This is a genomic window from Pseudomonas edaphica, from assembly GCF_965277385.1.
GTDB lineage: Bacteria > Pseudomonadota > Gammaproteobacteria > Pseudomonadales > Pseudomonadaceae > Aquipseudomonas > Aquipseudomonas edaphica.
The window spans coordinates 3326355-3351835 of the sequence record NZ_OZ255725.1 but is presented as its reverse complement, the minus strand read 5'-3'; the positions used below and the strand labels follow the sequence as shown (position 1 = coordinate 3351835).

The window sequence follows — 25481 nt, the reverse complement described above, 5'->3', positions numbered from 1 at the left end:
TAGCTGCAAGCTGCAAGATTTGAGCAAAAGCGGCTTGTAGCTTGCCGCTTGTGGCTAATAGCTTTAGCTGTCCAGCGCCTTGTATTTTTCGCGCAGGTGGTTACGAATCCACACCGCCGACAGGTTGAGCGTGGCGATCACCAGCACCAGCAGCAAGGCGGTGGCGTACACCAGCGGGCGTGCCGCTTCGACGTTGGGGCTCTGGAAACCGACGTCATAAATATGGAAGCCCAGGTGCATGATTTTCTGGTCAAGGTGCAGGTACGGGTAGTTGCCATCCAGCGGCAGCGACGGTGCCAGCTTGACCACACCCACCAGCATCAGCGGCGCCACTTCACCGGCGGCACGGGCCACGGCGAGGATCATGCCGGTCATCATCGCCGGGCTGGCCATCGGCAGCACAATCTTCCACAGCGTTTCCGCCTTGGTTGCGCCGAGTGCCAGGGAACCCTCACGCACGGTACGAGGAATCCGCGCCAGGCCTTCTTCGGTGGCCACGATCACCACCGGCACCGCCAGCAGCGCCAGGGTCAGCGAAGCCCACAGCAGGCCAGGCGTACCGAAGGTCGGCGCCGGCAGAGCTTCAGCGAAGAACAAACGGTCGACCGAGCCACCCAGTACATACACAAAGAAGCCCAGGCCGAACACGCCGTAAACGATGGCCGGTACGCCGGCCAGGTTGTTCACCGCGATACGGATAATGCGGGTCAGGGTGTTCTGTTTGGCGTATTCACGCAGGTACACCGCCGCCAGCACGCCGAACGGGGTCACGATCATCGCCATGATCAGCGTCATCATCACGGTGCCGAAGATGGCCGGGAAGATCCCGCCTTCGGTGTTGGCTTCCCGTGGGTCGTCGCTCAAGAATTCCCAGACCTTGCTGAAGTAGAAACCCACCTTGGTCAGGGTGCCCATGGCGTTCGGCTGGTAGGCGTGCACCACTTTGCCGATGCCGATTTCGATTTCTTTGCCGTTGCCGTCGCGGGCCGTCAGGCTGTCGCGGTTGAACTGGGTGTGCAGGTCGGCCAGGCGCGCTTCGATGTCCTGGTAACGGGCATTCAGCTCGGCGCGGCCGGAGTCCATGTCGGCCTGGGCGGCAGCGTCGAGCTTGCCTTCCAGCTCCAGCTTGCGCCCGTGCAGGCGGATGCGTTCCAGGCCAGCGTTGATCGCGCCGATGTCGGTTTTCTCAAGGCTCTTGAGCTGGGCCGCCAACTTGTTCACACGATCGACGCGGGCTTGCAGCTCCGGCCATGCGGCTTCGCCTTCGGCGATCACCTTGCCGTCTTGCTTGACGTTGACCAGGGTGCCGTAGAAGTTGCCCCACTCACGACGCTCGATGGCCATCAGGTTCTTCGGTGTGGCCTGGTCTTTCAACCACTCGCCGACGATCCAGGTGAAGTCGTTGCCATTCAAGTCGCGGTTACCGACCTTGATCAGCTCGCGGGTCATGAATTCCGGGCCTTGGTCCGGCACCGGCAGGCCCGCGCTTTTCAGGCGTTCGCGCGGCACTTCTTCCTTCTGCACCACTTCGCCGATGACGATATGGTTTTCCTGGCCAGGCACGCTGTAGTTGGCCTGGATCAGGTCGGCCGGCCAGAAGTGGCCAAGACCACGCACGGCAATCACGGCCAGCAAACCAATGGTCATGATGACCGCGATGGACACCGCGCCACCGCTGATCCAGACGCCGGGGGCGCCGCTCTTGAACCATCCATTCAGGGAGTTCTGTTTCACAGACTTCTACCTTTCTTAAAGCGACGAGTATTTCTTGCGCAGACGCTGACGGATCAGCTCGGCGAGGGTGTTCATGATGAAGGTGAACAGCAGCAGCACCAGCGCCGAGAGGAACAGCACGCGGTAGTGACTGCCACCGACTTCCGACTCAGGCATCTCCACCGCAACGTTGGCCGCCAATGTGCGCAGGCCTTCGAACAGGTTCATCTCCATCACCGGCGTGTTACCGGTGGCCATCAGCACGATCATGGTTTCACCCACTGCGCGGCCCATGCCGATCATCAGTGCGGAGAAGATGCCTGGGCTGGCGGTCAGGATCACCACGCGGGTCATGGTCTGCCATGGCGTGGCGCCCAGGGCCAATGAGCCCAGGGTGAGGCCGCGCGGCACGCTGAACACGGCGTCTTCGGCGATGGAGTAGATGTTCGGGATCACCGCAAAACCCATGGCCAGACCGACGACCAGGGCGTTGCGCTGGTCGTAGGTGATGCCCAGGTCGTGGGAGATCCACATGCGCATGTCGCCGCCAAAGAACCAGGTCTCCAGGTACGGGCTCATGTACAGCGAGAGCCAGCCCACAAACAGGATCACCGGAATCAGGATCGCACTTTCCCAACCATCCGGAACGCGCAGGCGCAGCGATTCAGGCAGGCGGCTGAAGACAAACCCGGCGACCAGGATGCCAATCGGCAGCAACATCAGCAGGCTGAAAATCCCCGGCAAGTGCCCTTCTACATAAGGCGCCAGGAACAGGCCGGCGAAGAAGCCGAGGATCACCGTCGGCATCGCTTCCATCAGTTCGATCACCGGCTTGACCTTGCGGCGCAGGCTCGGGGCCATGAAGTAAGCGGTGTAGATTGCCGCGGCAACTGCCAGTGGCGCCGCCAGCAACATGGCGTAGAACGCAGCCTTCAGGGTACCGAAGGTCAGCGGGGCCAAACTCATTTTGGGTTCGAAGTCGGTGTTGGCGGCGGTCGATTGCCAGACGTATTTAGGCTCGTCGTAGTTTTCGTACCAGACCTTGCTCCACAGCGCGCTCCAGGACACTTCCGGGTGCGGGTTGTCGAGCAGCAGCGGTTGCAGCTTGCCGCCGGCTTCGACGATCACGCGGTTGGCGCGTGGCGACATGCCGAACAGGCCTTGGCCATCCACCACCGGATCGACCAGCAGCGTGCGGTGCGCGGTACTGTGGAACACGCCGAACTTGCCGGATGCGTCCAGGGCGGTGAAGCCTTTGCGACGCTCCTCGGCGGTGATTTCAACGATTGGCGCGGTGCCCATCTGGAAGGTGCGGATCTGCTTCAGGCGTTGCTCGCCGTCCGGGTCACGGGCCATGAACCATTGGGCCAGGCCGCCCTTGGAGTTACCGACGATCAGCGAGATACCGCCCACCAGCTGGGTGCTGGCAGTGATTTCGGCGTTGCCGTCTTCCAGCAGTTTGTAACGACCGTTGAGGCTCTTGTCGCGCAGGCTGAACACATCGGCGAGCGCACGACCGTTGATCACATACAACCACTGCTGGCGTGGGTCGATGAAGATTGCCTTCACCGGTTCGGTCATTTGCGGCAGCTCGATACGCTTCTGCTCGCTGGTGACTTCACCGGTCATCATGTTTTCTTCGCGGCTCAGGCTCAGTACGTTCAAGTACGAACCTGCGGAACCTGCAACCACCAGCGACGAGTCAGTGGCGTTGAGGGCGACGTGCTCCAGCGGGCGGCCCTGCTCGTCGAGGACGATGGGCGTTTCGCCGTAGGGGTATTCAATGGCCGGCGTAATGGTCTTTTTGCCGTCCGGGTACGACACTTTATAAGTGTGGCGGAACACCAGGGACTGGCCATTGGACAAACCGAGGATCACCAACGGGCTGCCTGGCTGGTCCTTGCCGATCGAGACCACAGTGGCGCCAGCAGGCAAAGGCAGGTCGACACGTTTGAGCTCGGCACCGGTGCTCACATCAAAGAACAGCGCCTGGCCCTTGTCGGAAACCCGCATGGCAACTTGGTTCTGTTCTTCGAGGGAGATCATCAACGGCTTGCCGGCGTCCTGCATCCAGGCGGGTGTCAGCGCGTCTTCCTTGGTCAGCGAAGCACCTTGGAACAAAGGTGCAACGACATAAGCCAGGAAGAAGAAGATCAGGGTAATTGCGCCAAGCACGGCGAGGCCGCCGATCAACACATACCAACGGGTCAGGCGATCTTTGAGCGCGCGAATGCGGCGCTTGCGTTGCAGCTCAGGCGTATTGAAGTCAATACGCTTGGGGGGAGAAGTCGTCGTCATGGTGGAATTGGCCAGATCATTCATGCGCACACCCTAGCGATCCTGTATGACAGAAAGATGACAATGCAGTGACGCAAGAAATCCGCCGCGTAGCAGGGCTGGCAGCGGATTAAAGAATTAGAGGTGTAGACGGGTTTGAAGAGTAAGGGGTTACTGTGGCGAGCAAGCTTGCTTGCGCTGGGGGGCGAAGCGCCCCCAAGGCTTGCGACTGCTACGCAGTCGAACGGGAGCAAGCTCCCTCGCCACAGCAAGCCCGCTTCCACAGGGCCCGCTGCTACACCGGTATTGCAGGCTTAGTTGCCTTCTTTCAGGCCCAGGTCTGCCAGTGCCTTGGCGGCAACTTTGGCTGGCAGTGGGATGTAACCGTCTTTCACTACTACTTCCTGGCCCTGTTTGGACAGAACCAGTTTCACGAACTCAGCTTCCAGCGGGGCCAGAGGCTTGTTCGGGGCTTTGTTGACGTACACGTAGAGGAAACGCGACAGCGGGTATTTACCGTTCAGGGCGTTTTCTTCGCTGTCTTCGATGAAGTCAGTGCTGCCTTTCTTGGCCAGGGCCACGGTCTTCACGCTAGCAGTTTTGTAGCCGATGCCCGAGTAACCGATGCCGTTCAGCGAGGAGCTGATCGACTGCACGACCGAAGCCGAGCCTGGTTGTTCGTTGACGTTTGGCTTGTAGTCGCCTTTGCACAGGGCTTCTTCTTTGAAGTAGCCGTAGGTGCCGGATACCGAGTTACGACCAAACAACTGAACCGGCTTGTTGGCCAGGTCGCCGGTCACACCCAGGTCGCCCCAGGTTTTAACATCGGCTTTAGCGCCGCACAGACGAGTCGAGGAGAAGATCGCGTCGACTTGTTCCATGGTCAGGTGCTGGATCGGGTTGTCCTTGTGCACAAACACAGCCAGGGCATCCACGGCAACCGGGATAGCCGTTGGTTTGTAGCCGTACTTCTGCTCGAAGGCCGCCAGTTCGGTGTCCTTCATCTTGCGGCTCATCGGGCCCAGGTTGGAGGTGCCTTCAGTCAGCGCAGGAGGTGCAGTGGCGGAGCCGGCAGCCTGAATCTGGATGTTGACGTTCGGGTATTCCTTTTTGTAACCCTCGGCCCACAGGGTCATCAGGTTAGCCAAGGTATCGGAACCGACGCTGGACAAGTTGCCCGACACACCAGTGGTCTTAACGTAAGCCGGGATTGCCGGATCAACACCAGCGGCCACCGCGTTGGCGGTCGCAACGCCAGCAGCGACAAAAGTCATTGCCGCCATCAAACGTTTCAGTTTCATGCCTTGCTCCTAGCAGATAGGGATAGTTGGATCGGGGCCAAGTATCGGTAGGCCGTGTGAACACTCTATGTCTGGAATATGACAATTAGATGAAAGGCCAGTATTTATGAAAAACCTGACAGGAAGGGGGAAGTGCAATAAATCCGGGGCTTGCGAGGAGGTTTAGGCGGCTGGAGCGATGTTTCGGAAACACTCTGTAATCGTTGCTGGCATTGATCGTTCCCACGCTCTGCGTGGGAACGCATCCAGTGACGCTCTGCGTCACGACCTTCAAAAGCGGACGCAGAGCGTCCAGGCCGGCATTCCCACGCAGAGCGTGGGAACGATCATTCAGCGCCCGCGCTTCCACAGGTAGCCGCCCACCGCCATCCCCATTACACACAGGACAGCCACGTAGTAAGCAGGCCCCATCGGGCTTTCCTTCATCAGCAGCGATACCGCCAGTGGCGTCAAACCACCAAATACGGCGTAGGCCACGTTATAGGAGAACGACAAACCGCTGAAACGCACCACTGGCGGGAATGCTTTCACCATCACGTAAGGCACTACACCGATGGTGCCCACAAACAGGCCGGTCAACGCGTACAGCGGGAACAACCAGTCCGGGTGGGCCATCAGGCTGTGATACAGCGTCCAGGAAGTGGCCAGTAGCAACGCGCAACCGGTGACCAAAACGCGACCGGCACCAAAACGGTCAGCCAGCGCGCCGGACGCAATGCAGCCCAGGCTCAGCGTAACGATCGCCAGGCTGTTAGCTTGCAGCGCAACCGTCGGGCTGAAGTGGTAGACGGTTTGCAGCACGGTCGGGGTCATCAGGATGACCACAACCACACCCGCCGACAGCAACCACGTCAACAGCATCGACAGCACGATGGCGCCACGGTGGTCACGCAATACCGCGCGCAATGGCAACTCGGCAGCCAGGGTTTTGCGCTGCTGCATCTCAGCGAAGATCGGTGTTTCATGCAGCCAACGGCGCAAGTACACCGACAGCAGGCCGAACACACCCCCCAGCAGGAACGGGATACGCCACGCGTAATCCGAGACCTGCTCCGGGGTATAGAGGGTGTTGATGGCGGTAGCCACCAGCGAACCCAGCAGGATACCGGCGGTGAGGCCGCTGGTCAGGGTACCGCAGGCATAGCCGATGTGGCGCGGCGGCACGTGTTCGGAGACAAACACCCAGGCGCCAGGTACTTCGCCGCCAATGGCGGCGCCCTGGATGACGCGCATCAGCAGCAACAGCAGCGGCGCCCACAGGCCGATCTGTGCGTAGGTCGGCAGCAGGCCCATGATCAGGGTCGGCACGGCCATCATGAAGATGCTCAGGGTGAACATTTTCTTGCGGCCCAGCAGGTCACCGAAGTGCGCCATGATGATGCCGCCCAGCGGGCGTGCCAGGTAACCGGCGGCGAAGATGCCGAAGGTCTGCATCATGCGCAGCCATTCGGGCATGTCGACGGGGAAAAACAGCTTCCCGACCACGGTAGCGAAAAACACGAAGATGATGAAGTCGTAGAATTCCAGCGCCCCGCCCAAGGCAGACAGCGAAAGGGTTTTGTAGTCGTTGCGGGTCAGCGGGCGCGAAGGTTGCGCGCTGCTTGCGGGCACGGAGGACATGGCAAGGCTTCTCTTATAGTAATCAGAACAGCAAGCCCGGGACTTGCGGCAGGTTTGGCAAGATAGCAAATCGTTTGAAAAAGCACAGCGTCTACCGAATCACAGTTCAGATGGGCGAAATATTCCCCATTCGTGCGCTTTCCCTGCAATCAGAAACACAGTTGCGCGAAAAAGCCGCATAACAGCCGCGATTTGCCGACCAAATGAGCGCCGGGAGGTCGTCGCGGCGCCAGCGTCTCGATATACTCGGCCCTTGCAAGCGCCAAACCCGCTGTCTTGAGGGGCTGCTGTGCCAAAACGTTGTTGGGTGCCACCCAGCCGTTTTGGCAGAGTTTCCCTTTAGTGCGCCTTACGAGAAACGTATCGAGCGGTGTATGTTGGTGCTGAAACGTTTTTCCCGAAGACGGCTATCCACTTGAAACACCCATGAAGCGTTACGGGTCAGAGGCACCCTTGGCATGATCGAACTCGAACAAGAAGATCCTATCCCGCAAGGCGATCTCGCCCTGCAAATCACCGCATTGCCACGTGAAACCAATGGTTTTGGCGATATCTTCGGCGGCTGGCTGGTCGCGCAGATGGACCTGGCAGGCACGGCAATGGCCAGCAAGGTCGCCGGCGGCCGCGTGGCTACCGTGGCCATTGATCGCATGGCCTTTCTGGTGCCGGTCGCGGTCGGTGCGCAATTGTCCTTCTATACCCAAGCCCTGGAAATTGGCCGTAGCTCGATCCAGATGATGGTCGAAGTGTGGAGCGACGACCCGCTGTCCAGTGAATGGCGCAAAGTCACCGAGGCGGTGTTCGTGTTCGTCGCCATCGATGGCAGCGGCCGCACGCGTTCGGTGCCGTCTCGCGCGCGTTAAACCTCGTCGGGTTTTGACGGTCAATTGCCCCATTGCCTGCCATTAAAGAGTGCTTCGTATGCCTGTGCCCCACGTTGAAAGCGTAAAAATCGACGAACTGGACTGCTGGCGCATTCGCCACAACGGCGCTGAATTGATGGTGGCCCAACAGGGCGCGCACATCTTCAGTTACCAGCGCCAGGGCGAGCAGCCGCTGATATGGCCAAACCCTGCGGCGGTGTTCAAGCAAGGCAAAGGCATCCGTACCGGCGTGCCGGTATGCTGGCCATGGTTTGGCGTGTTTGACCGCAACCCGCAGAGCGTCAAGGCGATGCGCCAGAGCGAGCAACCGGCCGGTGCCCATGGTTTTGTGCGCACGGCACAGTGGGAGTTGGCTGCAAGCGAACTCGAAGGCCAGGCGCTGCGGGTGGATTTGATTCTGCCGGTTCCCGAGGGCGGCTTCCCCGGCTGGCCGCATCAGGTCAACCTGACGTTGAGCCTGCTGCTTGACGATCAACTGCACATCCGCCTGACCAGCCACAACCGTGGCACCGACACTGTGACCCTCAGCCAGGCGCTGCACACTTACTTCGCCGTGAGTGACGTACGCAAGGTGCAGGTCGAAGGGCTGGATGGGCTGGCGTATATCGACACCGCCGATGGCTGGGCCGAGAAGAAGCAGTCCGGCCTGCTGCACTTCAGTGCCGAGACTGACCGTATCTACCTGGATACTCCGGCGCAGTTGGATATCGTCGATACAGATTGGCAGCGTCGCATCCAACTGACCGCCGAGGGTTCGAACTCCACCGTGATCTGGAACCCATGGACCGAACGCGCCAAGGCGTTTGACGACATGGCCGATGATGGCTGGCAGGGCATGCTGTGCATCGAAACGGCGAATGTGCTGGATGATGTGGTGAGCTTGGCGCCGGGTCAAAGCCATACCTTGGGCGTGAGCATCAACAGTATCGCCCTGTAAAAACCAATCAACATGTGTGAGCACGCTTGTGTGGGAGCTGGATTGCCTGCGATAGCATCACCTCGGTTTCACTGATACACCGAGGTGCCTGAATCGCAGGCAAGCCAGCTCCCACACAAGCCCGCTCCCACATTGGGTTCTGCGTCATGATCTAGAGATCGGACTCTTTCACTACCCTGACCTTCCCCGCATCCAGCGCATACGCCGCGTCCGCCAGATCGTTGTTGACCTTCTCCACCTTCAACGTGCCCGTCACCCACAGCGGCGTGTAGATATCATCCAGCTTCAGCCCCTTGGGATAACGCACCAGCACCAGTTGGTTAGGTGGCGGTGGCGGCACGTGGATGCAGGCGCCCGGGTATGGCACCAGGAAAAACAGCGTGCTGCGGCCCTTGGCGTCGGTTTCCAACGGCACCGGGTAGCCACCAATGCGGATGTTCTTGCCGTTCATGGCGGCCACGGTCTTGGTCGAATACATCACCGCCGGCAAGCCTTTGCTCTGCTTCAAGCCACCTTTATCGGTGAAGGTGCCTTGGGCTTCGGGGGAGTTGTGGTCGATCTCGGGCATGGCTTCGAGGGCTTTCTGGTCTGAAAGCGGCATCAGGTCGAGCCAATCGGTTTCCGGCAGTTCACCGGCGTGCGCCAGGCCAGAGCCCAACAGGAGAAGTGTGAATAGAAGACGGCGCATGAAAAAGCTCGGCAAGTTCAGATGCCGAGCATTCTAGCCCTCTGCGCCTGCGCAGCGCAGAGGGCTTTGTCGCTTAGATCATTTCTTTTTCAGCAGGCCGTAGATCACCAACAGCACGATGGCGCCGATCAGCGCGCCGAGGAAGCCCGCGCCTTGACCCGCCTGGTAGATGCCCAGGGCCTGACCACCGTAGGTGGCGACCAGGGAACCTGCGATACCCAGCAGGATGGTCATGATCCAGCCCATGCTGTCGTCGCCAGGCTTGAGGAAACGCGCCAGCAGGCCGACGATCAAGCCGATAAAGATGGTTCCGATGATACCCATGGCATTTCCCTCTGAATGATGTGAACTACACAAAAGCCTAGTCAGACTTTAGCGTCCTGCAATCAGAGAGGCGACGATAACCAATGGTTCCCGCCGCCCTCAAGGTTATTGCTCGGCGATCAATGCTTCGACCTTGAGGATCTGCGCCTCAAGGGTCGCACGGTCCTTACAACGCAGGTTGGCGTGGCCAACTTTACGCCCGGCCTTGAAAGCCTTGCCGTAGTGATGCAGGTGGCAGTCATCAATGGCGATGACTTTTTCTACCGGCGGGACTGCGCCGATAAAGTTGAGCATGGCGCTCTCGCCGACCTTCGCTGTGGAACCCAGCGGCAAGCCCGCCACCGCCCGCAGGTGGTTTTCGAACTGGCTGCACTCGGCACCTTCGGTGGTCCAGTGCCCGGAGTTGTGCACGCGCGGGGCGATTTCGTTGGCCTTGAGGCCGCCGTCGACTTCAAAGAACTCGAACGCCATCACGCCGACGTAATCCAGCTGCTTGAGCACGCGGCTGGAATAGTCTTCGGCCAGGGCCTGCAGCGGGTGGTCGGTGCTGGCCACGGACAGCTTGAGAATGCCGCTGTCGTGAGTGTTGTGCACCAACGGGTAGAAGCGGGTCTCGCCGTCACGGGCGCGTACAGCGATCAGAGAAACTTCACCGGTGAACGGCACAAAGCCTTCCAGCAGGCAGGCAACACTGCCCAGTTCGGCAAAAGTGCCGACCACATCGGCAGCAGTGCGCAGGACTTTCTGGCCCTTGCCGTCATAACCCAGGGTGCGGGTCTTGAGCACGGCTGGCAGGCCGATGCTGGCGACGGCGGCGTCCAGGTCCGCCTGGGACTGGATATCGGCGAAGGCGGGGGTCGGGATACCCAGGTCCTTGAACATGCTCTTCTCGAACCAGCGGTCACGCGCGATGCGCAAGGCTTCGGCGCTCGGGTACACCGGCACGAACTGCGACAGGAAGGCCACGGTTTCGGCCGGGACGCTTTCGAATTCGAAGGTCACCAGGTCGACTTCATCGGCCAGTTGGCGCAGATGGTCCGGGTCGCTGTAGTCAGCGCGCAGGTGTTCACCCAGGGCAGCGGCGCAGGCGTCCGGCGCCGGGTCCAGGAAAGCGAAGTTCATCCCCAGCGGGGTGCCCGCCAAGGCCAGCATGCGACCCAGTTGGCCGCCACCGATTACACCGATTTTCATCAATCAATACCTTCAGGCGATACGTGGGTCTGGATTGTCCAGCACGCTGTCTGTCTGCTCAGCACGGAATTTTTTCAGCACCGCATGGAACTGCGGGTGCTTGGCGCCCAGGATGCTGGCGGACAGCAACGCAGCGTTGATCGCGCCGGCCTTGCCGATTGCCAATGTAGCCACCGGAATACCGGCCGGCATCTGCACGATGGACAACAGCGAATCCACGCCCGAGAGCATCGACGACTGCACCGGCACACCGAGCACCGGCAGGTGGGTCTTGGCCGCACACATGCCTGGCAGGTGCGCCGCACCGCCGGCACCGGCGATGATCACCTCGATGCCACGGGATTCTGCTTCATCGGCATACTGGAACAGCAAATCCGGGGTGCGGTGGGCAGAGACCACTTTCACTTCATACGGAATGCCGAGTTTTTCCAGCATATCGGCGGTGTGGCTAAGGGTGGACCAATCGGACTTGGAGCCCATGATCACGCCAACCAATGCACTCATCGTCGTGCCTCTTCTCTCTGGGCGCCCGCAGGCGCGTCAAAAAACAACAAGCCACGCGGGAAATCCGGCGTGGCTTGGTGTACGAATTAAGGCCGGTTGGACCGGCCGAAGGCCGCGCAGTATACCGTAATAATCCAGATAAACAGCCCCTGGAATGACCATCTGTCTTACGGCGCAAAGTGGCGGTTTTATTGACTTTCAAGTCAGCGAAACCAACGCAAATTTCCCATGGAAACGGGGTCAATGTGGGAGCTGGCTTGCCTGCGATAGCATCACCTCACTAAGGCTGATGCACCGAGGTGCCTGCATCGCAGGCAAGCCAGCTCCCACAGTTGATCTGCATTGCGCTCAGGTGCTTTGTGCAGCCCCGCCTTCCAACTTGCGCCATAGCAGCCGCACGTTCGCCTTGCGCACCAACGCGCAGCGATACAGACGAATCTCCAGCGGCACATGCCATTGCGGGCCGCCGCACACCACCAGTTCGCCACGTGCCAGTTCGGCACGCACGCTCAACTGCGGCACCCAGGCGATACCCAAGCCTTCAAGGGCCATGCTCTTGAGACTGTCTGCCATGGCAGTTTCGTAAATGGTGGTGAAACGCAGGGCGCGCTGGCGCAGCAGCAAATTTACCGAGCGCCCGAGAAAGGCGCCGGCACTGTAGGCCAGCAACGGCACGCTGCCCTCACCCTCCAGGTCGAACAGCGGTTTGCCGTCGGCGTCGGCGGCGCACACCGGGAGCATCTCGGTGTTGCCCAGGTGCAGCGACGGGAAGATTTCCGCGTCCATCTGCATGGCCGCATCCGGGTCGTAGAACGCCAGCATCAAGTCGCAGCCGCCTTCGCGCAGGGCGTGCACTGCATCGCCAACGTTGGTGGCGACCAGTCGGGTCGCGATGTTAAGGCCCTCGTTACGCAGTTGCGCGATCCAGCGCGGGAAGAAGCCCAATGCCAGGGAGTGCGCGGCCGCCACTTGCATGACTTCGCCCTGCCCACCTTCCAGGTGATGCAAATGGCGCAGCACTTCACCGAGCTGTTCGACCACCGTGCGCGCGGTGACCAGGAACAGCTGCCCCGCCGCCGTCAGCTCGACGGGCGTGCGCGAACGGTTGACCAACGTCAGGCCCAACGCGGCTTCAAGGCTCCGGATACGCCGGCTGAACGCTGGCTGGGTGACAAAGCGCCGCTCCGCTGCCTGGGAAAAGCTGCGGGTTGCCGCCAGGGCGCTGAAGTCTTCCAGCCATTTGCTCTCAAGGTTCATCGCTTCCTCCCACGGACACGCACCATTTTGGCACACACGCCCGCCATGATAACCGGGTCACATCAACATTATGCCGTTTGTGCATAGGCCAGTGTTTAACAGCATTGGCCCAAAAACTTCTACAAGCCTAGCATTCGCAGCGTTCCGGCCTGTTCCGGGTCCATATCGAGATGATTTCCGTCATGTCCTCCGCTGCATCATTCCGCACAGAAAAAGACCTGCTTGGCGTACTCGAAGTACCGGCTCAAGCGTATTACGGCATCCAGACCCTGCGAGCGGTGAACAACTTCCGCCTCTCGGGCGTTCCGATTTCGCATTACCCGAAATTGGTGGTCGGCCTGGCAATGGTCAAGCAAGCAGCCGCTGACGCCAACCGCGAGTTGGGCCAGCTCAGCGAAGCCAAGCACGCTGCCATCAGCGAAGCCTGTGCCCGTCTGATCCGCGGCGATTTCCACGAAGAGTTCGTGGTGGACATGATTCAAGGCGGCGCTGGCACTTCGACCAACATGAATGCCAACGAAGTCATCGCCAACATCGCGTTGGAGGCCATGGGCCACAACAAGGGCGAGTACCAGTACCTGCACCCCAACAACGACGTGAACATGGCGCAGTCGACCAACGACGCCTACCCAACCGCGATCCGCCTGGGTCTGCTGCTGGGCCATGACGCGCTGCTGGCCAGCCTCGACAGCCTGATCCAGGCGTTCGCCGCCAAAGGCGTCGAGTTCGGCCACGTGCTGAAAATGGGCCGCACCCAATTGCAAGATGCAGTGCCAATGACCCTCGGCCAGGAATTCCGCGCCTTCGCCACCACCCTGGGTGAAGACCTGGCTCGCCTGAAAACACTGGCGCCAGAGTTGCTGACCGAAGTGAACCTGGGCGGCACCGCCATCGGCACCGGCATCAACGCCGACCCGCGTTACCAGGCCCTGGCCGTACAACGCCTGGCGCTGATCAGCGGCCAGCCGCTGGTTCCGGCTGCCGACCTGATCGAAGCCACCTCCGACATGGGCGCTTTCGTGCTGTTCTCCGGCATGCTCAAGCGTACTGCGGTGAAGCTGTCGAAGATCTGCAATGACCTGCGTCTGCTGTCCAGCGGCCCACGCACCGGCATCAACGAGATCAACCTGCCGGCACGCCAGCCAGGCAGCTCGATCATGCCCGGCAAGGTTAACCCGGTGATCCCGGAAGCCGTGAACCAGGTCGCGTTCCAGGTTATCGGTAACGACCTGGCCCTGACCATGGCAGCCGAAGGCGGCCAACTGCAGTTGAACGTGATGGAGCCGCTGATCGCTTTCAAGATCTTCGACTCGATCCGCCTGCTGCAACGCGCCATGGACATGCTGCGCGAACACTGCATCGTCGGCATCACCGCCAACGAAGCCCGTTGCCGCGAACTGGTGGAACACTCCATCGGCCTGGTCACCGCGCTGAACCCGTACATCGGCTATGAAAACGCCACCCGCATTGCGCGTATCGCCCTCGAAAGCGGCCGCGGCGTGCTGGAACTGGTGCGCGAAGAAGGCTTGCTCGACGACGCCATGCTCGACGACATCCTGCGCCCCGAAAACATGATTGCTCCACGTTTGGTCCCGCTGAAGGCCTAAGCGTTTGATGCACCGCTCACCAGGTTGAGGGACTAGACACCTCTCACCTTTTGAGGGCCTGAAGGCTCGTTCTTCAGGCCCTTTTTTTTGCCCCAAGGTTGTGAAATGACGCCCATAAAAAATCCAATATCGCCCTGCAAACCCTCCTTGCCTGCAACCGCCTGGCTGAAACCTTTAATCGCCCCGTGCAGACGGATCACGCTCGCCTAGGTATAGTGCCGCCCCTCTTCGCGTCTGCGGCCGTCGGTAACGAGGCCCGCAGACATCGCGAAAGCGCATGAATAACAACACCCGCAAAAGGATTGGGGCGAAGCGTCGTGCACTGCCTGGTGCTGAGCGACGCGTCGGACCGTCCTGCGTTTGCCATTAGAAAAATCAGCGAGGAACACTCCATGCTCGAAGTCATCAACGACTTCCTCTCAGGGAAAGTACTGATCGTGCTCATTGTCGGGCTCGGCGGTTATTTCACGATCCGCTCGCGTTTCGTACAGTTGCGTCACTTTTTCCACATGTTCTCGGTGTTCAAAGACAGCCTGAAGAGCAGCGCCGGCCAGCTCAGTTCCTTCCAGGCGCTGATGCTCAGCCTGGCCGGCCGCGTGGGTGCCGGTAACATCGCCGGTGTCGGCATTGCCGTGACCCTGGGTGGCCCGGGCGCCGTGTTCTGGATGTGGGTCACCGCACTGGTGGGCATGTCCTCGAGCTTTATCGAGTGCTCCCTCGGCCAGTTGTACAAGCGCACCGATGCCGAGGGCACCTACCGTGGCGGCCCGGCGTATTACATCCAGCACGGCTTGCAGAAGCGCTGGCTGGGTATGGTCATGGCGTTCCTGTTGCTGGTGACTTTCGGTTTCGCCTTCAACGGCCTGCAAGCCCACGCCGTGACTCACTCGCTGAACAACGCCTTTGGCCTGGACACCACCTACACCGGCCTGGCGCTGGCGGTATTGCTGGGCCTGGTGTTTATCGGCGGGATCAAGCGCATCGCTTCGATTGCCGACCTGCTGGTGCCGGTCAAGACCCTGGTCTACATCGCTGTGACCCTGTACGTGATCGTGCTGCAATTCGACCACGTGCCGGCCATGCTCGCGACCATCGTCAAAAGCGCTTTCGGCCTCGACCAAGCCTTCGGTGGCCTGGTGGGCAGCGCGATCATCATGGGTGTGAAGCGCGGCGTGTTCGCCAACGAAGCCGGTCTGGGCAGTGCGCCTAACGTGGCGGCAGTGGCCTCGGTAGAACACCCGATCGCCCAAGGCGTGGTGCAGGCGTTCAGCGTGTTCCTCGACACCTTCGTGATCTGTACCTGCACCGCGTTGCTGATCCTGCTCTCCGGTTTCTACACCCCAGGTTTTGAAGGCGACGGCATTGCCCTGACCCAGAACTCCCTGGCGGCGGTGGTCGGTGACTGGGGCCGGATGTTCATCTCGGTGGCCCTGGCGTTGTTCGTGTTCACCTCGATCATGTACAACTACTACCTCGGCGAGAGCAACCTGCGCTTCCTGGTGGGTAACAACCGCAAGGTGCTGATGGGCTACCGTGCGCTGGTGCTGGTGCTGATTTTCTGGGGTTCGATCGAGAACCTGAGCACCGTGTTCGCCTTCGCCGACATCACCATGACCCTGCTGGCGTTCGTCAACCTGTTCGCCCTGGCGTTCCTGTTCAAGATTGCCATGCGCATCCTCAATGACTACGACAACCAGCGTGCCGCAGGCATCAAGACGCCGGTGTTCGACTCCAGCCAGTTCCCTGACCTGGACCTGGACCGCAAGGCCTGGCCGGCCAACCCGGCAAAGCCGGCAGAAGTCACCTCGGCTGAACTGAGCGCTCAAGCGCAACGTTAATCACCGCTAGATGACACGCCGCCCGGCCTTGGGCATGCTCTGGGCCCGGCGGCGTTTTTCGTTCAGGAGATTTTTCATGCAACCAGCTAACAACGTGATGGTGCTCTACACCGGCGGCACCATTGGCATGCAGGCCAGCGCCAACGGCCTGGCGCCGGCGTCGGGTTTTGAGGCGCGCATGCGCGAACAGCTCGCCGATGCAGCAGTGCCCACCTGGCGCTTTCAAGAGATGTCGCCACTGATCGACAGCGCCAACATGACGCCCACCTACTGGCAACATCTGCGCAGCGCCGTGGTTGAGGCCGTGGACGCAGGCTGCGATGCGGTGCTGATCCTGCACGGCACCGACACCCTGGCCTACAGCGCGGCAGCCATGAGCTTTCAACTGCTGGGCCTGCCGGCGCCGGTAGTCTTCACCGGCTCCATGTTGCCGGCCGGCGTGCCCGACAGCGATGCCTGGGAAAACGTCAGCGGCGCCTTGACAGCCTTGGGCGAAGGCCTGGCGCCGGGCGTGCAGCTGTACTTCCACGGCGCGCTGATGGCACCGACCCGTTGCGCGAAAATCCGCAGCTTCGGTCGCCACCCGTTTGCGGCCCTGCAGCGCAATGGCGGCGTCGCCCAGGCCGACATGATCCCGGCCGCCCTGCATTACCGCCAGCCCAAAGCCTTGGCCAATGTCGGCGTGTTGTCGCTGGTGCCGGGCATCGCCGCCGCGCAACTGAACGCGTTGATCGACAGCGGCATACAGGCGCTGGTGCTGGAATGCTTCGGCAGCGGCACCGGGCCGAGCGATAACCCTGATTTTCTCGCCAGCCTCAAGCGTGCGCAGGAGCTGGGTGTAACCGTCGTGGCAATCACTCAATGCCATGAAGGCGGCGTGGAACTGGACGTGTACGAAGCCGGCAGCCGCCTGCGCGGCGTGGGCGTGCTGTCCGGTGGCGGCATGACCCGCGAAGCGGCGTTCGGCAAGCTCAATGCCTTGCTCGGCGCCGGGCTTGAGGCCAGCGAAGTGCGCCGTCTGGTGGAACTGGACCTGTGCGGCGAACTGAGCTGACCGGCATGTAACTTGCTCCACTTCCAGCCATCCCCTGGCTGGAAGTTCCCATGCTGCACTCCCACCTCACCACCCTCAATGCTGTTTCGCTGGTGCTTAACACCTTCAAAGGTTTGCCCCATGAGGCACTGCTGGCCGGCAGCGGCATCTGTGCGGCGGACTTGAGCCGGGCCGACACGCGCATCACCACCAATCAGGAAATGCGCGTGTGCGCCAATGCCGTGGCCCTGCGCCGCGATGTCGGCCTGGAGCTGGGCGCACAAATGCATGTGTCGGCCTACGGCATGCTCGGTTACGCCCTGCTCACCAGTGCCACCTTTGGTGACGCATTGCGCTTGGCCCTGCGCTATCCGGCGCTGCTGGGAACCCTGTTCGAGCTGAGCCTTGAAGAAGACGGTGAGCGCATCTGGTTCACCGCCGGCGACTACCGGGAAACCCCTAGCCTGGAAATGTTCAACGTCGAGCTGTGCCTGGCGTCATTGAAAGTGATCTGCGACGACCTGCTCGGCCAGCCTCTGCCTTTACTGGCTGCGCGCTTTGAACATGATGCCCCCGACTATCGCATGCGCTACGCCGAGCGCTTCCCCTGCACGCTGCAATTTCAGGCCACCGCCAATGCCTTTGCCTTCGACAAGCACTGGCTGGACCAGCCGCTGCCCCTGGCCGACGCCATTACTCACCAGGCGATGGCCGAGCGTTGCCGCAAACAAAACCTGGAGTTCACCGGGCGCCAGGCCTGGCTCGGCAGAATTCGCCAGCTGCTCGCCGCACAGCTCAACGCCGCGCCGGGCCTGGAGGGCTTGGCCGAGCAGATGAACTGTTCGGCACGCACCCTGCGCCGGCATCTGCATGACCTGGGCTGCAGCTACCAGGAGCTGCTGGACGAGCTGCGTTTCGAGCGCGCCAAGCAACTGCTGGCCGAGGACCAGTGGCCGATTTACCGGATTGCCGAGGCACTGGGCTTCAGCGAAACGGCAAGTTTCAGGCATGCCTTTGTGCGTTGGAGTGGCGTGGCGCCGAGCCAATTTCGCGCATGATGCTTCATTGAGGGGCGAATTCAGGACAGATAATTTGGCCATAATTATCCCCTTTTGGCCGCTCCTGCCGTTCTCTTAAAGCACGCCCGCCGCAAGACTGGACCCACCGATACAGCCTGCGGAGAACAACAAATGCTGACGATCTACTCGGACGATCACCACCTGCACCATGGCCGCTGTGAATTGATGGACGGGCAACTGATGCCCTGCTTTGAAATGCCCTCGCGCGCCGACCACGTGTTGCAACGGGTCAAAGACCGCGAACTGGGCCCGGTACACGCGCCGCAGGATTTCGGCCTGGCACCGCTGCAGCGTATCCACAGCCACGACTACCTCGACTTCTTCCAAGGCGCCTGGCAGCGCTGGACCGAGTACGGCCAGGAGGGCGACTTGCTGCCCTACACCTGGCCCGCGCGCACGCTGCGCCGGGTGATCCCCACAAGCCTGCATGGCCAGTTGGGCTATTACAGTTTCGACGGCGGCGCGCCGATTACCGCCGGCACCTGGCAAGCCGCCTACAGCGCGGCGCAAGTCGCCCTCACGGCGCAGCAGGCCATCCAGAACGGCGCCCACAGTGCATTCGCCCTGTGCCGCCCACCTGGGCATCATGCTGCGGGCGACTTGATGGGCGGTTATTGCTACCTCAACAACGCCGCCATTGCCGCCCAGGCCTTCCTCGACCAGGGCCACAAACGCGTCGCGATCCTGGATGTGGATTACCACCACGGCAACGGCACCCAGTCGATTTTTTACGCACGCAACGACGTGTTGTTCACCTCGATTCATGGCCACCCGGAGGCGGAGTTTCCGTTTTTCCTCGGCTATGCCGACGAGCTGGGCGAAGGTGACGGCGAAGGCTTCAACTTCAACTACCCACTGCCGGCCGGTTCCGGTTGGGCAGCCTGGAGTGCCGCACTGGAAGAAGCCTGCGCCCAGATCGAGCGCTACGGCGCCGACATCATCGTCGTGTCCCTGGGCGTGGACACGTTCAAGGACGACCCTATCTCGCAGTTCAAGCTCGACAGCCCGGACTACCTGGCCATGGGCGCGCGCATTGCCCGGTTGGGCAAGCCCACGCTGTTTGTGATGGAAGGCGGTTACGCGGTGGAAGAAATCGGCATCAACGCCGTCAACGTCCTCGAAGGTTTTGAAGGAGCTGCCCAATGAACAGGCTCAAGTCGCTCGTCCTCTGCGCCGCCGTCATCGGTGGCGCGGCCCACGCCGAAGAGAAAACCCTCAAGGTCTACAACTGGTTCGACTACATCACGCCCAAAGCCCTGGAAGACTTCAAGGCGCAGAACCCCAAGATCAAATTGGTCTACGACATCTTCGACACCAACGAAGCGCTGGAAGCCAAATTGCTCACCGGCAATTCCGGCTATGACGTGGTGGTACCGTCCAACGTGTTCCTGGCCAAGCAGATCGAAGCCGGCGTGTTCCAGCCGCTGGACCGCAGCAAGCTGCCGAACTGGAACCACCTCGACCCCAAGCTGATGAAGCTGATCGAAGCCAACGACCCCGGCAATAAATTCGCCGTGCCTTACATGTACGGCACCATCCTCATTGGCTTTAACCCGGCCAAGGTCAAGGCGGCGTTGGGCGACAATGCGCCGGTAGACAGTTGGGATCTGATCTTCAAGGAAGAGAACATCAGCAAGCTCAAGCAATGTGGTGTGGCGCTGTTGGACTCGCCCTCCGAGATCCTGCCACTGGCCTTGCAGCACCTGGGCCTGGACCCCAACAGCAGCAATCCCAAGGACTACGACAAGGCCGAAGCGCTGCTGATGAAGATCCGCCCGTACATCACCTACTTTCACTCCTCCAAGTACATGGCCGATATCGCCAACGGTGATATTTGTGTGGCGGTGGGTTATTCAGGCAGTTTCTCCCAGGCCGCCAACCGTGCCAAAGAAGCCAAAAATGGCGTGACCGTGGACATGCGTCTACCCAAGGAGGGCGCGCCGATCTGGTTCGACATGCTCGCCATCCCCAAAGGCGCTAAAAATCCGGACGACGCCTACACCTTCCTCAACTACCTGCTGCAACCCACAGTGATCGCGCCCATCAGTGACTTTGTCGGCTATCCCAATCCGAACAAGGACGCTACCGAGAGCGTCGACCCTGCCATTCGCCACAATCCCAACTTGTATCCGACCGACACCGCCATGGCCACGCTCTACACCCTTAAACCTCTGGACAGCAAAGCCGAACGCGCCAGAACAAGGGCCTGGACCAAGATCAAATCCGGCACCTGAAGCACCTTGGTTTGACGGGCGCCTTCAAATGCGCTCGTGAAGGTGGGCCTATCTAAGCACCGCCTCTCTGTGTGGCCGCGCCCTGGCATGGAACGCCTGGCCTTTACCTCAGGCTAGTTCCACCAAACGGCCAGACAGGGAAGCCTCCTCATGAACGCCTCCGCTTCAAGCACCACGCCCACCAACACACCGCGTCCGGATGCACGGATAGCGCTGCTCACCCAGCTCTCTACCGGCCCTTCACGGGCGAGTGCGTCTGATCTGATTTAGCGGCGCCACCGCTATTTATCTACCGTCCTCCCGGCAACGGCCATCGCTACCTTGCACATCCTCAACGCCCGTCCAGGCTAGCGATTGCAGCGGAGCAACACATGCCCAACGATCTACTTAACAACAATCATCGCCCACCCAGCACCTATGAACTGCTCACCCAGTTAACCACCGGGCCCACCACCCACGAGGTCGCCGCCACCACGTTGCGCGCGGCACTCAAAGAACTCTACCCCACCCTCAATATCGACCCCGACCTGGCCATGGTGGTCAGCCCTCGCTGGAATGTCGTGGGCAGCACTGTCGAACCGGCGCCAGCCGTTCTTCAATCCCTGACCTCAGTGCTGGCTCATCAAGCGCTGTCCCGCGAGCGGGTAACTTACATCGATGGCGAGCACTTCCTCACTTTGCAGCCGTACGCGGCGGCGCCTGTGCACCTTGAGGTGAAGATCGATGCCATCGCGCGCTTGATCAATGAGTTATCCGACTTTCTGTTCATCGCTTTTCAGGAACAGCAACTTAACTTCTGGAACGCCTCCAACGGTAGCAGCGGACCACGCTGGCAGACGTTTTCCAACTCGCTGAGGAAAGTGTGGAACGTCACCGAAGAGCAAGGCCTGGATGAGCACCAAGCGGCCATGGCCCGTGGAGTGTTCCAGAAACCCGACCGGGACAGGCGCTCGTTGAATGATCGCTACAAGAGTCACGCCTACCTGGTTGATGTCGATCTACTCCGGGACGGCGAGTCCACCCACGTCAGTTTCATGGACATCGCCGTGTTGGTTGGCGAGCATGACAAACGCCCATTGATCCTGACGCACTCGCTGGTAAGCGGTTACGAAACCTTTGAGTCACTTGAAACATTCGGCGCCTCGCTGCCCGCCCGGTTGAGTGCGCCAAAGCGCGATACCACGTTGCAATGGCGCCTGTATGAACCCGATGGCAACTTTTTCGACACACTGGCCTGTACTCTGATCGAACTACAAATCCGCGCCATCGGCAGTTACGGCCAGGCCTTTGTCGAGGAGCCGGCAGAGGAGCAGGCAAGCCCGGCCACCGTCGCCCGCATTGTGCCCAGCATCGAAGAGATGAGCGATCACCAACTCTCGAGTATCCGAGACGTTCATCATCAACTGCCCGACTGGCTGGCTTCGGCGTCGGACTCGGACACCGCCGCCTATAGCCGCTACATGATCGACCTGGCCCAACTGCATACCCATTATCACGGCGAAACATTCCGGGACGGCATTGCCCCCATTCGCGACTATGCCCGCACACAACTGCAAAGCCGCATCCACTCGCATAAAGACGGTGCGAGCCTGAACCTGGACAAAATCGAGGTGGTGATCGAAAGCCCGGTGGTGTGGGGCACGCTCGTCGTGCCGGGCAGCGTGGACATCACCCGTCGCAGCCTGATCGATCTGGCGTTGGACAACCTCACCGGCCTGCCCACCGGCAACACCACGGTGCACTACAACGGCAATGACGATGGCGTCCCCAGCTGGCTGACCTTCAGCTATTTGAAAGACCTGATCGAAGACGTTGATATCGGCAAGCACTATCCCGTGCTGATCAAACAGAAACTGCTCGATGACCCGGCGCAATCCAGTCACCGCCAGCAGCTCTACATCAACCACCTGCGCCTGCAACTGCCGCTGTTGGCCCTGCAAATGAAAATCCGCCAACAGGGAGCAATTGATGAACTCGGCTACCGCTACGTTGCCGCCGTGATGCACGCCGATGAATACGACCGGCATGTAGACGGGCAGCCCATTGTTATCCGCGCCCTGGCCTTCGTGCCCACCCTGCGCCCCGGCCATGAGCGCGACGTGGTCGCCAATATGTTCGTGATCGGTCCAAGGAACGCCAGCGCCGGTCCGTGCCTGCTCTATCGCCCGTTGCTGGAACCGATGCTGATGCAATTCCCGTCACGGCAAAACCTGCTGTACGCCATCAAACATGACCGCCCCTTGCGCGAATCGGTGCTGGCCTGGCTGCCGCAAGCGCAAAGCTTCAACTACGCCCAATATGTGTTCCCGGACACCTTCCCCTCGCCCTGGACGGTGGTGCGAGCCCTGGTCGAACCCCTTACCGTGCTGTACATGAGCGGCCCCGTGACCCTGACCGATGAAGAAGTGGGCAATGACGCCCTGGCAATGCTGTTCAAGGCCAACGCCACCGCCATGGTCGAATTGGCGGACCGTCAGTCGGTGTCCAATGTGCAGAAACGCTGGGCGACGTTTCGACACACTGGCTGGCAAATCTTCAACGCTGCCCTGCCGTTCATGGGCCGTACCGTCGGAATTGCCGCCTGGGTCTGGCAAATCATGGACGACCTGCAAGCCACCGAGGAGGCTGTGAACAAGGGGGATCAACAGGCTTCGTGGACAGCGTTAGTCGATGTATTCCTCAACCTGGGCATGGCTCTGACCCTGCACATCGCCCTGCGCCATCCGCGCCCGCTGGAACAGTTCGAGGCGTCGAAGATCGAAACTGAATCCGAGTCAACAACGATCGAAACTGCCGATAAACCACCCGTCACCGAGAAAAAATATACTGCTGTGCAACAAGCAAATATTCCCGACAGCCAACTGCCCGCCAAGCATCAAGACGCCGTACACATCCTGGGGGCCCTGAGCCATAGCCGCTTGGGCCTGGCCAAGACACTTGACGGCTTCAACGTCGCCAGACCCGATAAACTTGGCGAACAAAACAAAACGCCCGGGCGCCACTTGAACCTGTATCCACTTGCAGACAAGTGGTATGCACCGGTTGGTGAGCGTTGGTTCGAGGTAAGGGTGGATGACAACGACAGTGTCATCATCATTGACCCGAAGGCACCGTTGCGTACGGGCCCGCCGTTGATCGGCAACCTGGCGGGCCAGTGGTTTGTTGATGTCCGTTTGCGACTGCGCGGTGGAGGTCTTCGACACCGTCGGCGAGCGGTCAAGGTCGATCAGCCTGAGCGCGTTGCAACACTCATGACCCAGCTCAACGCCTTCGACGCGGTCGCCGCCCGCAAACAACTGGACGTGCTTGAGTCAAGGCCCGCGCTGGACGCGGCCCCCGGACCTTCCACCGACCTGCGGCGTACAGCGTTCATAGGTGAGGTCGACAGCCGGCTGGTGGCATACGATGAAGCGATCAGTCAGCTGAAGTCCTTGAGCATCATCGACGCCATGCCCGCCTATCAGAGCAACATGAGTGGTTACCTGAAGCAGCAAATACAACTGACTCAGATAGCCGTGGAACAACAATTGGTGAGCTATAGCGAGGCCTTAAAATCGTCGTTCTCAATCCTCGATGCCGAGGTAGACATTGACTATAAAAGCCAGGCGCGAAGCGCGCAAAATCTGTCCACCTTGAACCTGGCAATCATCAAGCGCCTGGAGTTCATCAACGACCGTTTCAGCGATCTCAAAGTGCTGGGAGATGACGGCGCAGCGGTCATTCACAAAACCATGGGCGAGTTGCCACCGCTCACCCTCGCTGAGCTCAAATCTCTGGAGATCGGCTTGGCTCGCTACTTGTGTATCGATGAAGCGCAAAGCCAGATCCCTGCCACGCTGCGAGAGCAGATGAACCAAAGCGTCGATACAGCCGAACTGAACGTCGAGAGTTTCAATGAAATCATGAAACGGGACAGCGGCACGCTGGATGAACGCATTGATGTGCTCAACAGCCTGGTTGAGCAATTTTCCAGCGCAGACCAACGCCTGCTGGACATGCATGCCGAGCACCCGCAGTTTCTGCTGAAACCCCGCCTGGAAAGCTTTCGACAGCAGATTGGCGAATTCAGCCAGCGGGCTATTCACGACCTGGCGCAACTGCTGCGCGAGAAAAAAGCCCTGGAACCCAAGCCCGGCAGCTCAAAAGCCCCGCCCGCGCCACGGCGCAAAGTCATCAAGACACGCTACGACGGCACTTTAATAGCCCAGCCCCAAGAGGCCGACAGCACGCTGGTCGATGTCAGGGCGTCCGTGACGGGCAAGGTACTCGCTACGTTTCATGAAAAAACCCCAGGCGTCTGGGTCAAGCGGCAAAAGGTCAGCCCGCCAGCGCCAGCGCCTGCCGCTGTAGACCTGGATACCAGCATCAACACCGGGCAAACGCTATTGGACAGCGAGCGAGCTGAAACCCACAAGTACCGGGATTTTTCGCGTAAACCCTGGCATTCGCCCCAGGACATCCAAGATATGTTCGACGCCTACGGCAAACAACTGGAGGACGCGTCAAACGATATCGAGCAAGCGCTGACTCGGCGCAATCTCACCGAGAGCGGTCATACTTCCGCCGCTTCGACCAAGCGCAACCTCAACGAGGCAGCACAGCGGCTTTATCGCCTGGGTAGAAAAACCTACATAGACATGATCAAACAGCAACCGCCAACTGCGGCGCGGGTGGAGTGGCTGCATAGCCAAGGGCTGATAAAGATCGGCAAAACCTTCAGCCGCCGCGCCGTCAAAGGGCCGCCTAAGGGCTATCTGGACGAGTACGAAGTACGCGATAAAGAGACCAACACTGTGCTGTGGTACGCGCACTTTCACTATGCAACGAAAGGCGCCGCCCTTGAGAAATTCGAGAAGGGCCACCTGAAAACCCGTGAACAACAGCGCCTTGGAGGCTCTCGCCAACGCACCGGCCCCAGTGACTGGGAAATGATAGAAATCCACCGCAGCAGCATCGGTGATCAATTGGCCAAGTCGCTGTTCTTCAACAGCTGA

General features: G+C 60.4%; 18 protein-coding genes. 9 read left to right on the top strand and 9 right to left on the bottom strand.

The window, feature by feature from the left end:
- Positions 1 to 63: 63 nt before the first annotated feature.
- From pstA to ACQY47_RS15045, 4 genes are all read right to left on the bottom strand, one after another.
- Entirely contained in the window at positions 64 to 1734 is a 1671-nt protein-coding gene (gene pstA / locus ACQY47_RS15060; RefSeq protein WP_428549932.1) for a phosphate ABC transporter permease PstA, read from the bottom strand.
- A 15-nt stretch (positions 1735 to 1749) separates the two neighbouring features.
- On the bottom strand, positions 1750 to 3783 hold the full coding sequence (locus ACQY47_RS15055) for an ABC transporter permease subunit (protein WP_236445649.1): 2034 nt from the start codon (positions 3781 to 3783) through the stop codon (positions 1750 to 1752).
- 521 nt (positions 3784 to 4304) lie between these two features.
- Positions 4305 to 5291, bottom strand: coding sequence for a phosphate ABC transporter substrate-binding protein PstS (locus ACQY47_RS15050; protein WP_017135798.1), 987 nt, complete (start codon positions 5289 to 5291; stop codon positions 4305 to 4307).
- 330 nt (positions 5292 to 5621) lie between these two features.
- Positions 5622 to 6911 carry an MFS transporter gene (locus ACQY47_RS15045; protein WP_017135797.1) on the bottom strand — a complete coding sequence of 430 codons (1290 nt, stop codon included), beginning with the start codon at positions 6909 to 6911 and terminating at the stop codon, positions 5622 to 5624.
- 458 nt (positions 6912 to 7369) lie between these two features.
- On the opposite strand from ACQY47_RS15045, the gene ACQY47_RS15040 reads away from it, so the two are divergent.
- Both ACQY47_RS15040 and ACQY47_RS15035 read left to right on the top strand, forming a co-directional pair.
- Positions 7370 to 7774 (top strand): acyl-CoA thioesterase, encoded by a 405-nt coding sequence (locus ACQY47_RS15040; RefSeq protein ID WP_003176975.1) that lies wholly within the window; start codon positions 7370 to 7372, stop codon positions 7772 to 7774.
- Positions 7775 to 7832: 58 nt separating this feature from the next.
- Positions 7833 to 8732: a D-hexose-6-phosphate mutarotase gene (locus ACQY47_RS15035; protein ID WP_428549927.1), complete on the top strand. Its 900-nt coding sequence runs from the start codon at positions 7833 to 7835 to the stop codon at positions 8730 to 8732.
- Positions 8733 to 8883: 151 nt separating this feature from the next.
- Here the strand turns inward: ACQY47_RS15035 and ACQY47_RS15030 are convergent, their stop codons facing one another.
- The 5 genes from ACQY47_RS15030 to ACQY47_RS15010 form a co-directional block, all read right to left on the bottom strand.
- Complete coding sequence (locus tag ACQY47_RS15030) at positions 8884 to 9420, bottom strand: DUF3299 domain-containing protein (protein WP_017135795.1); 537 nt, start codon at positions 9418 to 9420, stop codon at positions 8884 to 8886.
- A 78-nt stretch (positions 9421 to 9498) separates the two neighbouring features.
- On the bottom strand, positions 9499 to 9744 hold the full coding sequence (locus tag ACQY47_RS15025) for a GlsB/YeaQ/YmgE family stress response membrane protein (protein WP_058424295.1): 246 nt from the start codon (positions 9742 to 9744) through the stop codon (positions 9499 to 9501).
- Positions 9745 to 9849: 105 nt separating this feature from the next.
- Complete coding sequence (locus tag ACQY47_RS15020) at positions 9850 to 10935, bottom strand: 5-(carboxyamino)imidazole ribonucleotide synthase (protein ID WP_017135794.1); 1086 nt, start codon at positions 10933 to 10935, stop codon at positions 9850 to 9852.
- A gap of 12 nt (positions 10936 to 10947) precedes the next feature.
- A complete protein-coding gene (gene purE / locus ACQY47_RS15015) occupies positions 10948 to 11439 on the bottom strand; it encodes a 5-(carboxyamino)imidazole ribonucleotide mutase (protein WP_003195648.1) in 492 nt (163 codons plus the stop codon).
- A gap of 348 nt (positions 11440 to 11787) precedes the next feature.
- Positions 11788 to 12696 carry a LysR substrate-binding domain-containing protein gene (locus tag ACQY47_RS15010; protein ID WP_043048142.1) on the bottom strand — a complete coding sequence of 303 codons (909 nt, stop codon included), beginning with the start codon at positions 12694 to 12696 and terminating at the stop codon, positions 11788 to 11790.
- 182 nt (positions 12697 to 12878) lie between these two features.
- Between ACQY47_RS15010 and aspA the strand changes: the two genes are divergently transcribed.
- From aspA to ACQY47_RS14975, 7 genes are all read left to right on the top strand, one after another.
- Positions 12879 to 14303 (top strand): aspartate ammonia-lyase, encoded by a 1425-nt coding sequence (gene aspA, locus ACQY47_RS15005; protein WP_017135792.1) that lies wholly within the window; start codon positions 12879 to 12881, stop codon positions 14301 to 14303.
- A 392-nt stretch (positions 14304 to 14695) separates the two neighbouring features.
- Positions 14696 to 16141 (top strand): alanine/glycine:cation symporter family protein, encoded by a 1446-nt coding sequence (locus ACQY47_RS15000; RefSeq protein ID WP_017135791.1) that lies wholly within the window; start codon positions 14696 to 14698, stop codon positions 16139 to 16141.
- A gap of 76 nt (positions 16142 to 16217) precedes the next feature.
- Positions 16218 to 17195, top strand: a complete 978-nt coding sequence (locus ACQY47_RS14995; protein ID WP_428549919.1) for an asparaginase — start codon at positions 16218 to 16220, stop codon at positions 17193 to 17195.
- Between the two features lie 50 nt (positions 17196 to 17245).
- Positions 17246 to 18232 carry an AraC family transcriptional regulator gene (locus ACQY47_RS14990; protein WP_428549916.1) on the top strand — a complete coding sequence of 329 codons (987 nt, stop codon included), beginning with the start codon at positions 17246 to 17248 and terminating at the stop codon, positions 18230 to 18232.
- Between the two features lie 132 nt (positions 18233 to 18364).
- A complete protein-coding gene (locus ACQY47_RS14985) occupies positions 18365 to 19399 on the top strand; it encodes a histone deacetylase family protein (RefSeq protein ID WP_428549913.1) in 1035 nt (344 codons plus the stop codon).
- On the top strand, positions 19396 to 20487 hold the full coding sequence (locus ACQY47_RS14980; protein ID WP_428549910.1) for a polyamine ABC transporter substrate-binding protein: 1092 nt from the start codon (positions 19396 to 19398) through the stop codon (positions 20485 to 20487). Before ACQY47_RS14985 ends, ACQY47_RS14980 begins: the two co-directional genes overlap by 4 nt.
- Positions 20488 to 20858: 371 nt before the next feature.
- A complete protein-coding gene (locus tag ACQY47_RS14975; protein ID WP_428549907.1) occupies positions 20859 to 25481 on the top strand; it encodes a dermonecrotic toxin domain-containing protein in 4623 nt (1540 codons plus the stop codon).

What these genes read in the sequence shown, in the direction of transcription:
- ACQY47_RS15025 (WP_058424295.1), bottom strand. Translation starts at nt 9,744, where the DNA reads ATGGGTATCATCGGAACCATCTTTATCGGCTTGATCGTCGGCCTGCTG.
- ACQY47_RS15030 (WP_017135795.1), bottom strand. Translation starts at nt 9,420, where the DNA reads ATGCGCCGTCTTCTATTCACACTTCTCCTGTTGGGCTCTGGCCTGGCG.
- aspA (WP_017135792.1), top strand. Translation starts at nt 12,879, where the DNA reads ATGTCCTCCGCTGCATCATTCCGCACAGAAAAAGACCTGCTTGGCGTA.
- ACQY47_RS15045 (WP_017135797.1), bottom strand. Translation starts at nt 6,911, where the DNA reads ATGTCCTCCGTGCCCGCAAGCAGCGCGCAACCTTCGCGCCCGCTGACC.
- ACQY47_RS14995 (WP_428549919.1), top strand. Translation starts at nt 16,218, where the DNA reads ATGCAACCAGCTAACAACGTGATGGTGCTCTACACCGGCGGCACCATT.
- ACQY47_RS14975 (WP_428549907.1), top strand. Translation starts at nt 20,859, where the DNA reads ATGCCCAACGATCTACTTAACAACAATCATCGCCCACCCAGCACCTAT.
- purE (WP_003195648.1), bottom strand. Translation starts at nt 11,439, where the DNA reads ATGAGTGCATTGGTTGGCGTGATCATGGGCTCCAAGTCCGATTGGTCC.
- ACQY47_RS14980 (WP_428549910.1), top strand. Translation starts at nt 19,396, where the DNA reads ATGAACAGGCTCAAGTCGCTCGTCCTCTGCGCCGCCGTCATCGGTGGC.
- ACQY47_RS15040 (WP_003176975.1), top strand. Translation starts at nt 7,370, where the DNA reads ATGATCGAACTCGAACAAGAAGATCCTATCCCGCAAGGCGATCTCGCC.
- ACQY47_RS14985 (WP_428549913.1), top strand. Translation starts at nt 18,365, where the DNA reads ATGCTGACGATCTACTCGGACGATCACCACCTGCACCATGGCCGCTGT.
- ACQY47_RS15050 (WP_017135798.1), bottom strand. Translation starts at nt 5,291, where the DNA reads ATGAAACTGAAACGTTTGATGGCGGCAATGACTTTTGTCGCTGCTGGC.
- ACQY47_RS14990 (WP_428549916.1), top strand. Translation starts at nt 17,246, where the DNA reads ATGCTGCACTCCCACCTCACCACCCTCAATGCTGTTTCGCTGGTGCTT.
- ACQY47_RS15020 (WP_017135794.1), bottom strand. Translation starts at nt 10,935, where the DNA reads ATGAAAATCGGTGTAATCGGTGGCGGCCAACTGGGTCGCATGCTGGCC.
- ACQY47_RS15000 (WP_017135791.1), top strand. Translation starts at nt 14,696, where the DNA reads ATGCTCGAAGTCATCAACGACTTCCTCTCAGGGAAAGTACTGATCGTG.
- ACQY47_RS15055 (WP_236445649.1), bottom strand. Translation starts at nt 3,783, where the DNA reads ATGCAGGACGCCGGCAAGCCGTTGATGATCTCCCTCGAAGAACAGAAC.
- ACQY47_RS15010 (WP_043048142.1), bottom strand. Translation starts at nt 12,696, where the DNA reads ATGAACCTTGAGAGCAAATGGCTGGAAGACTTCAGCGCCCTGGCGGCA.
- ACQY47_RS15035 (WP_428549927.1), top strand. Translation starts at nt 7,833, where the DNA reads ATGCCTGTGCCCCACGTTGAAAGCGTAAAAATCGACGAACTGGACTGC.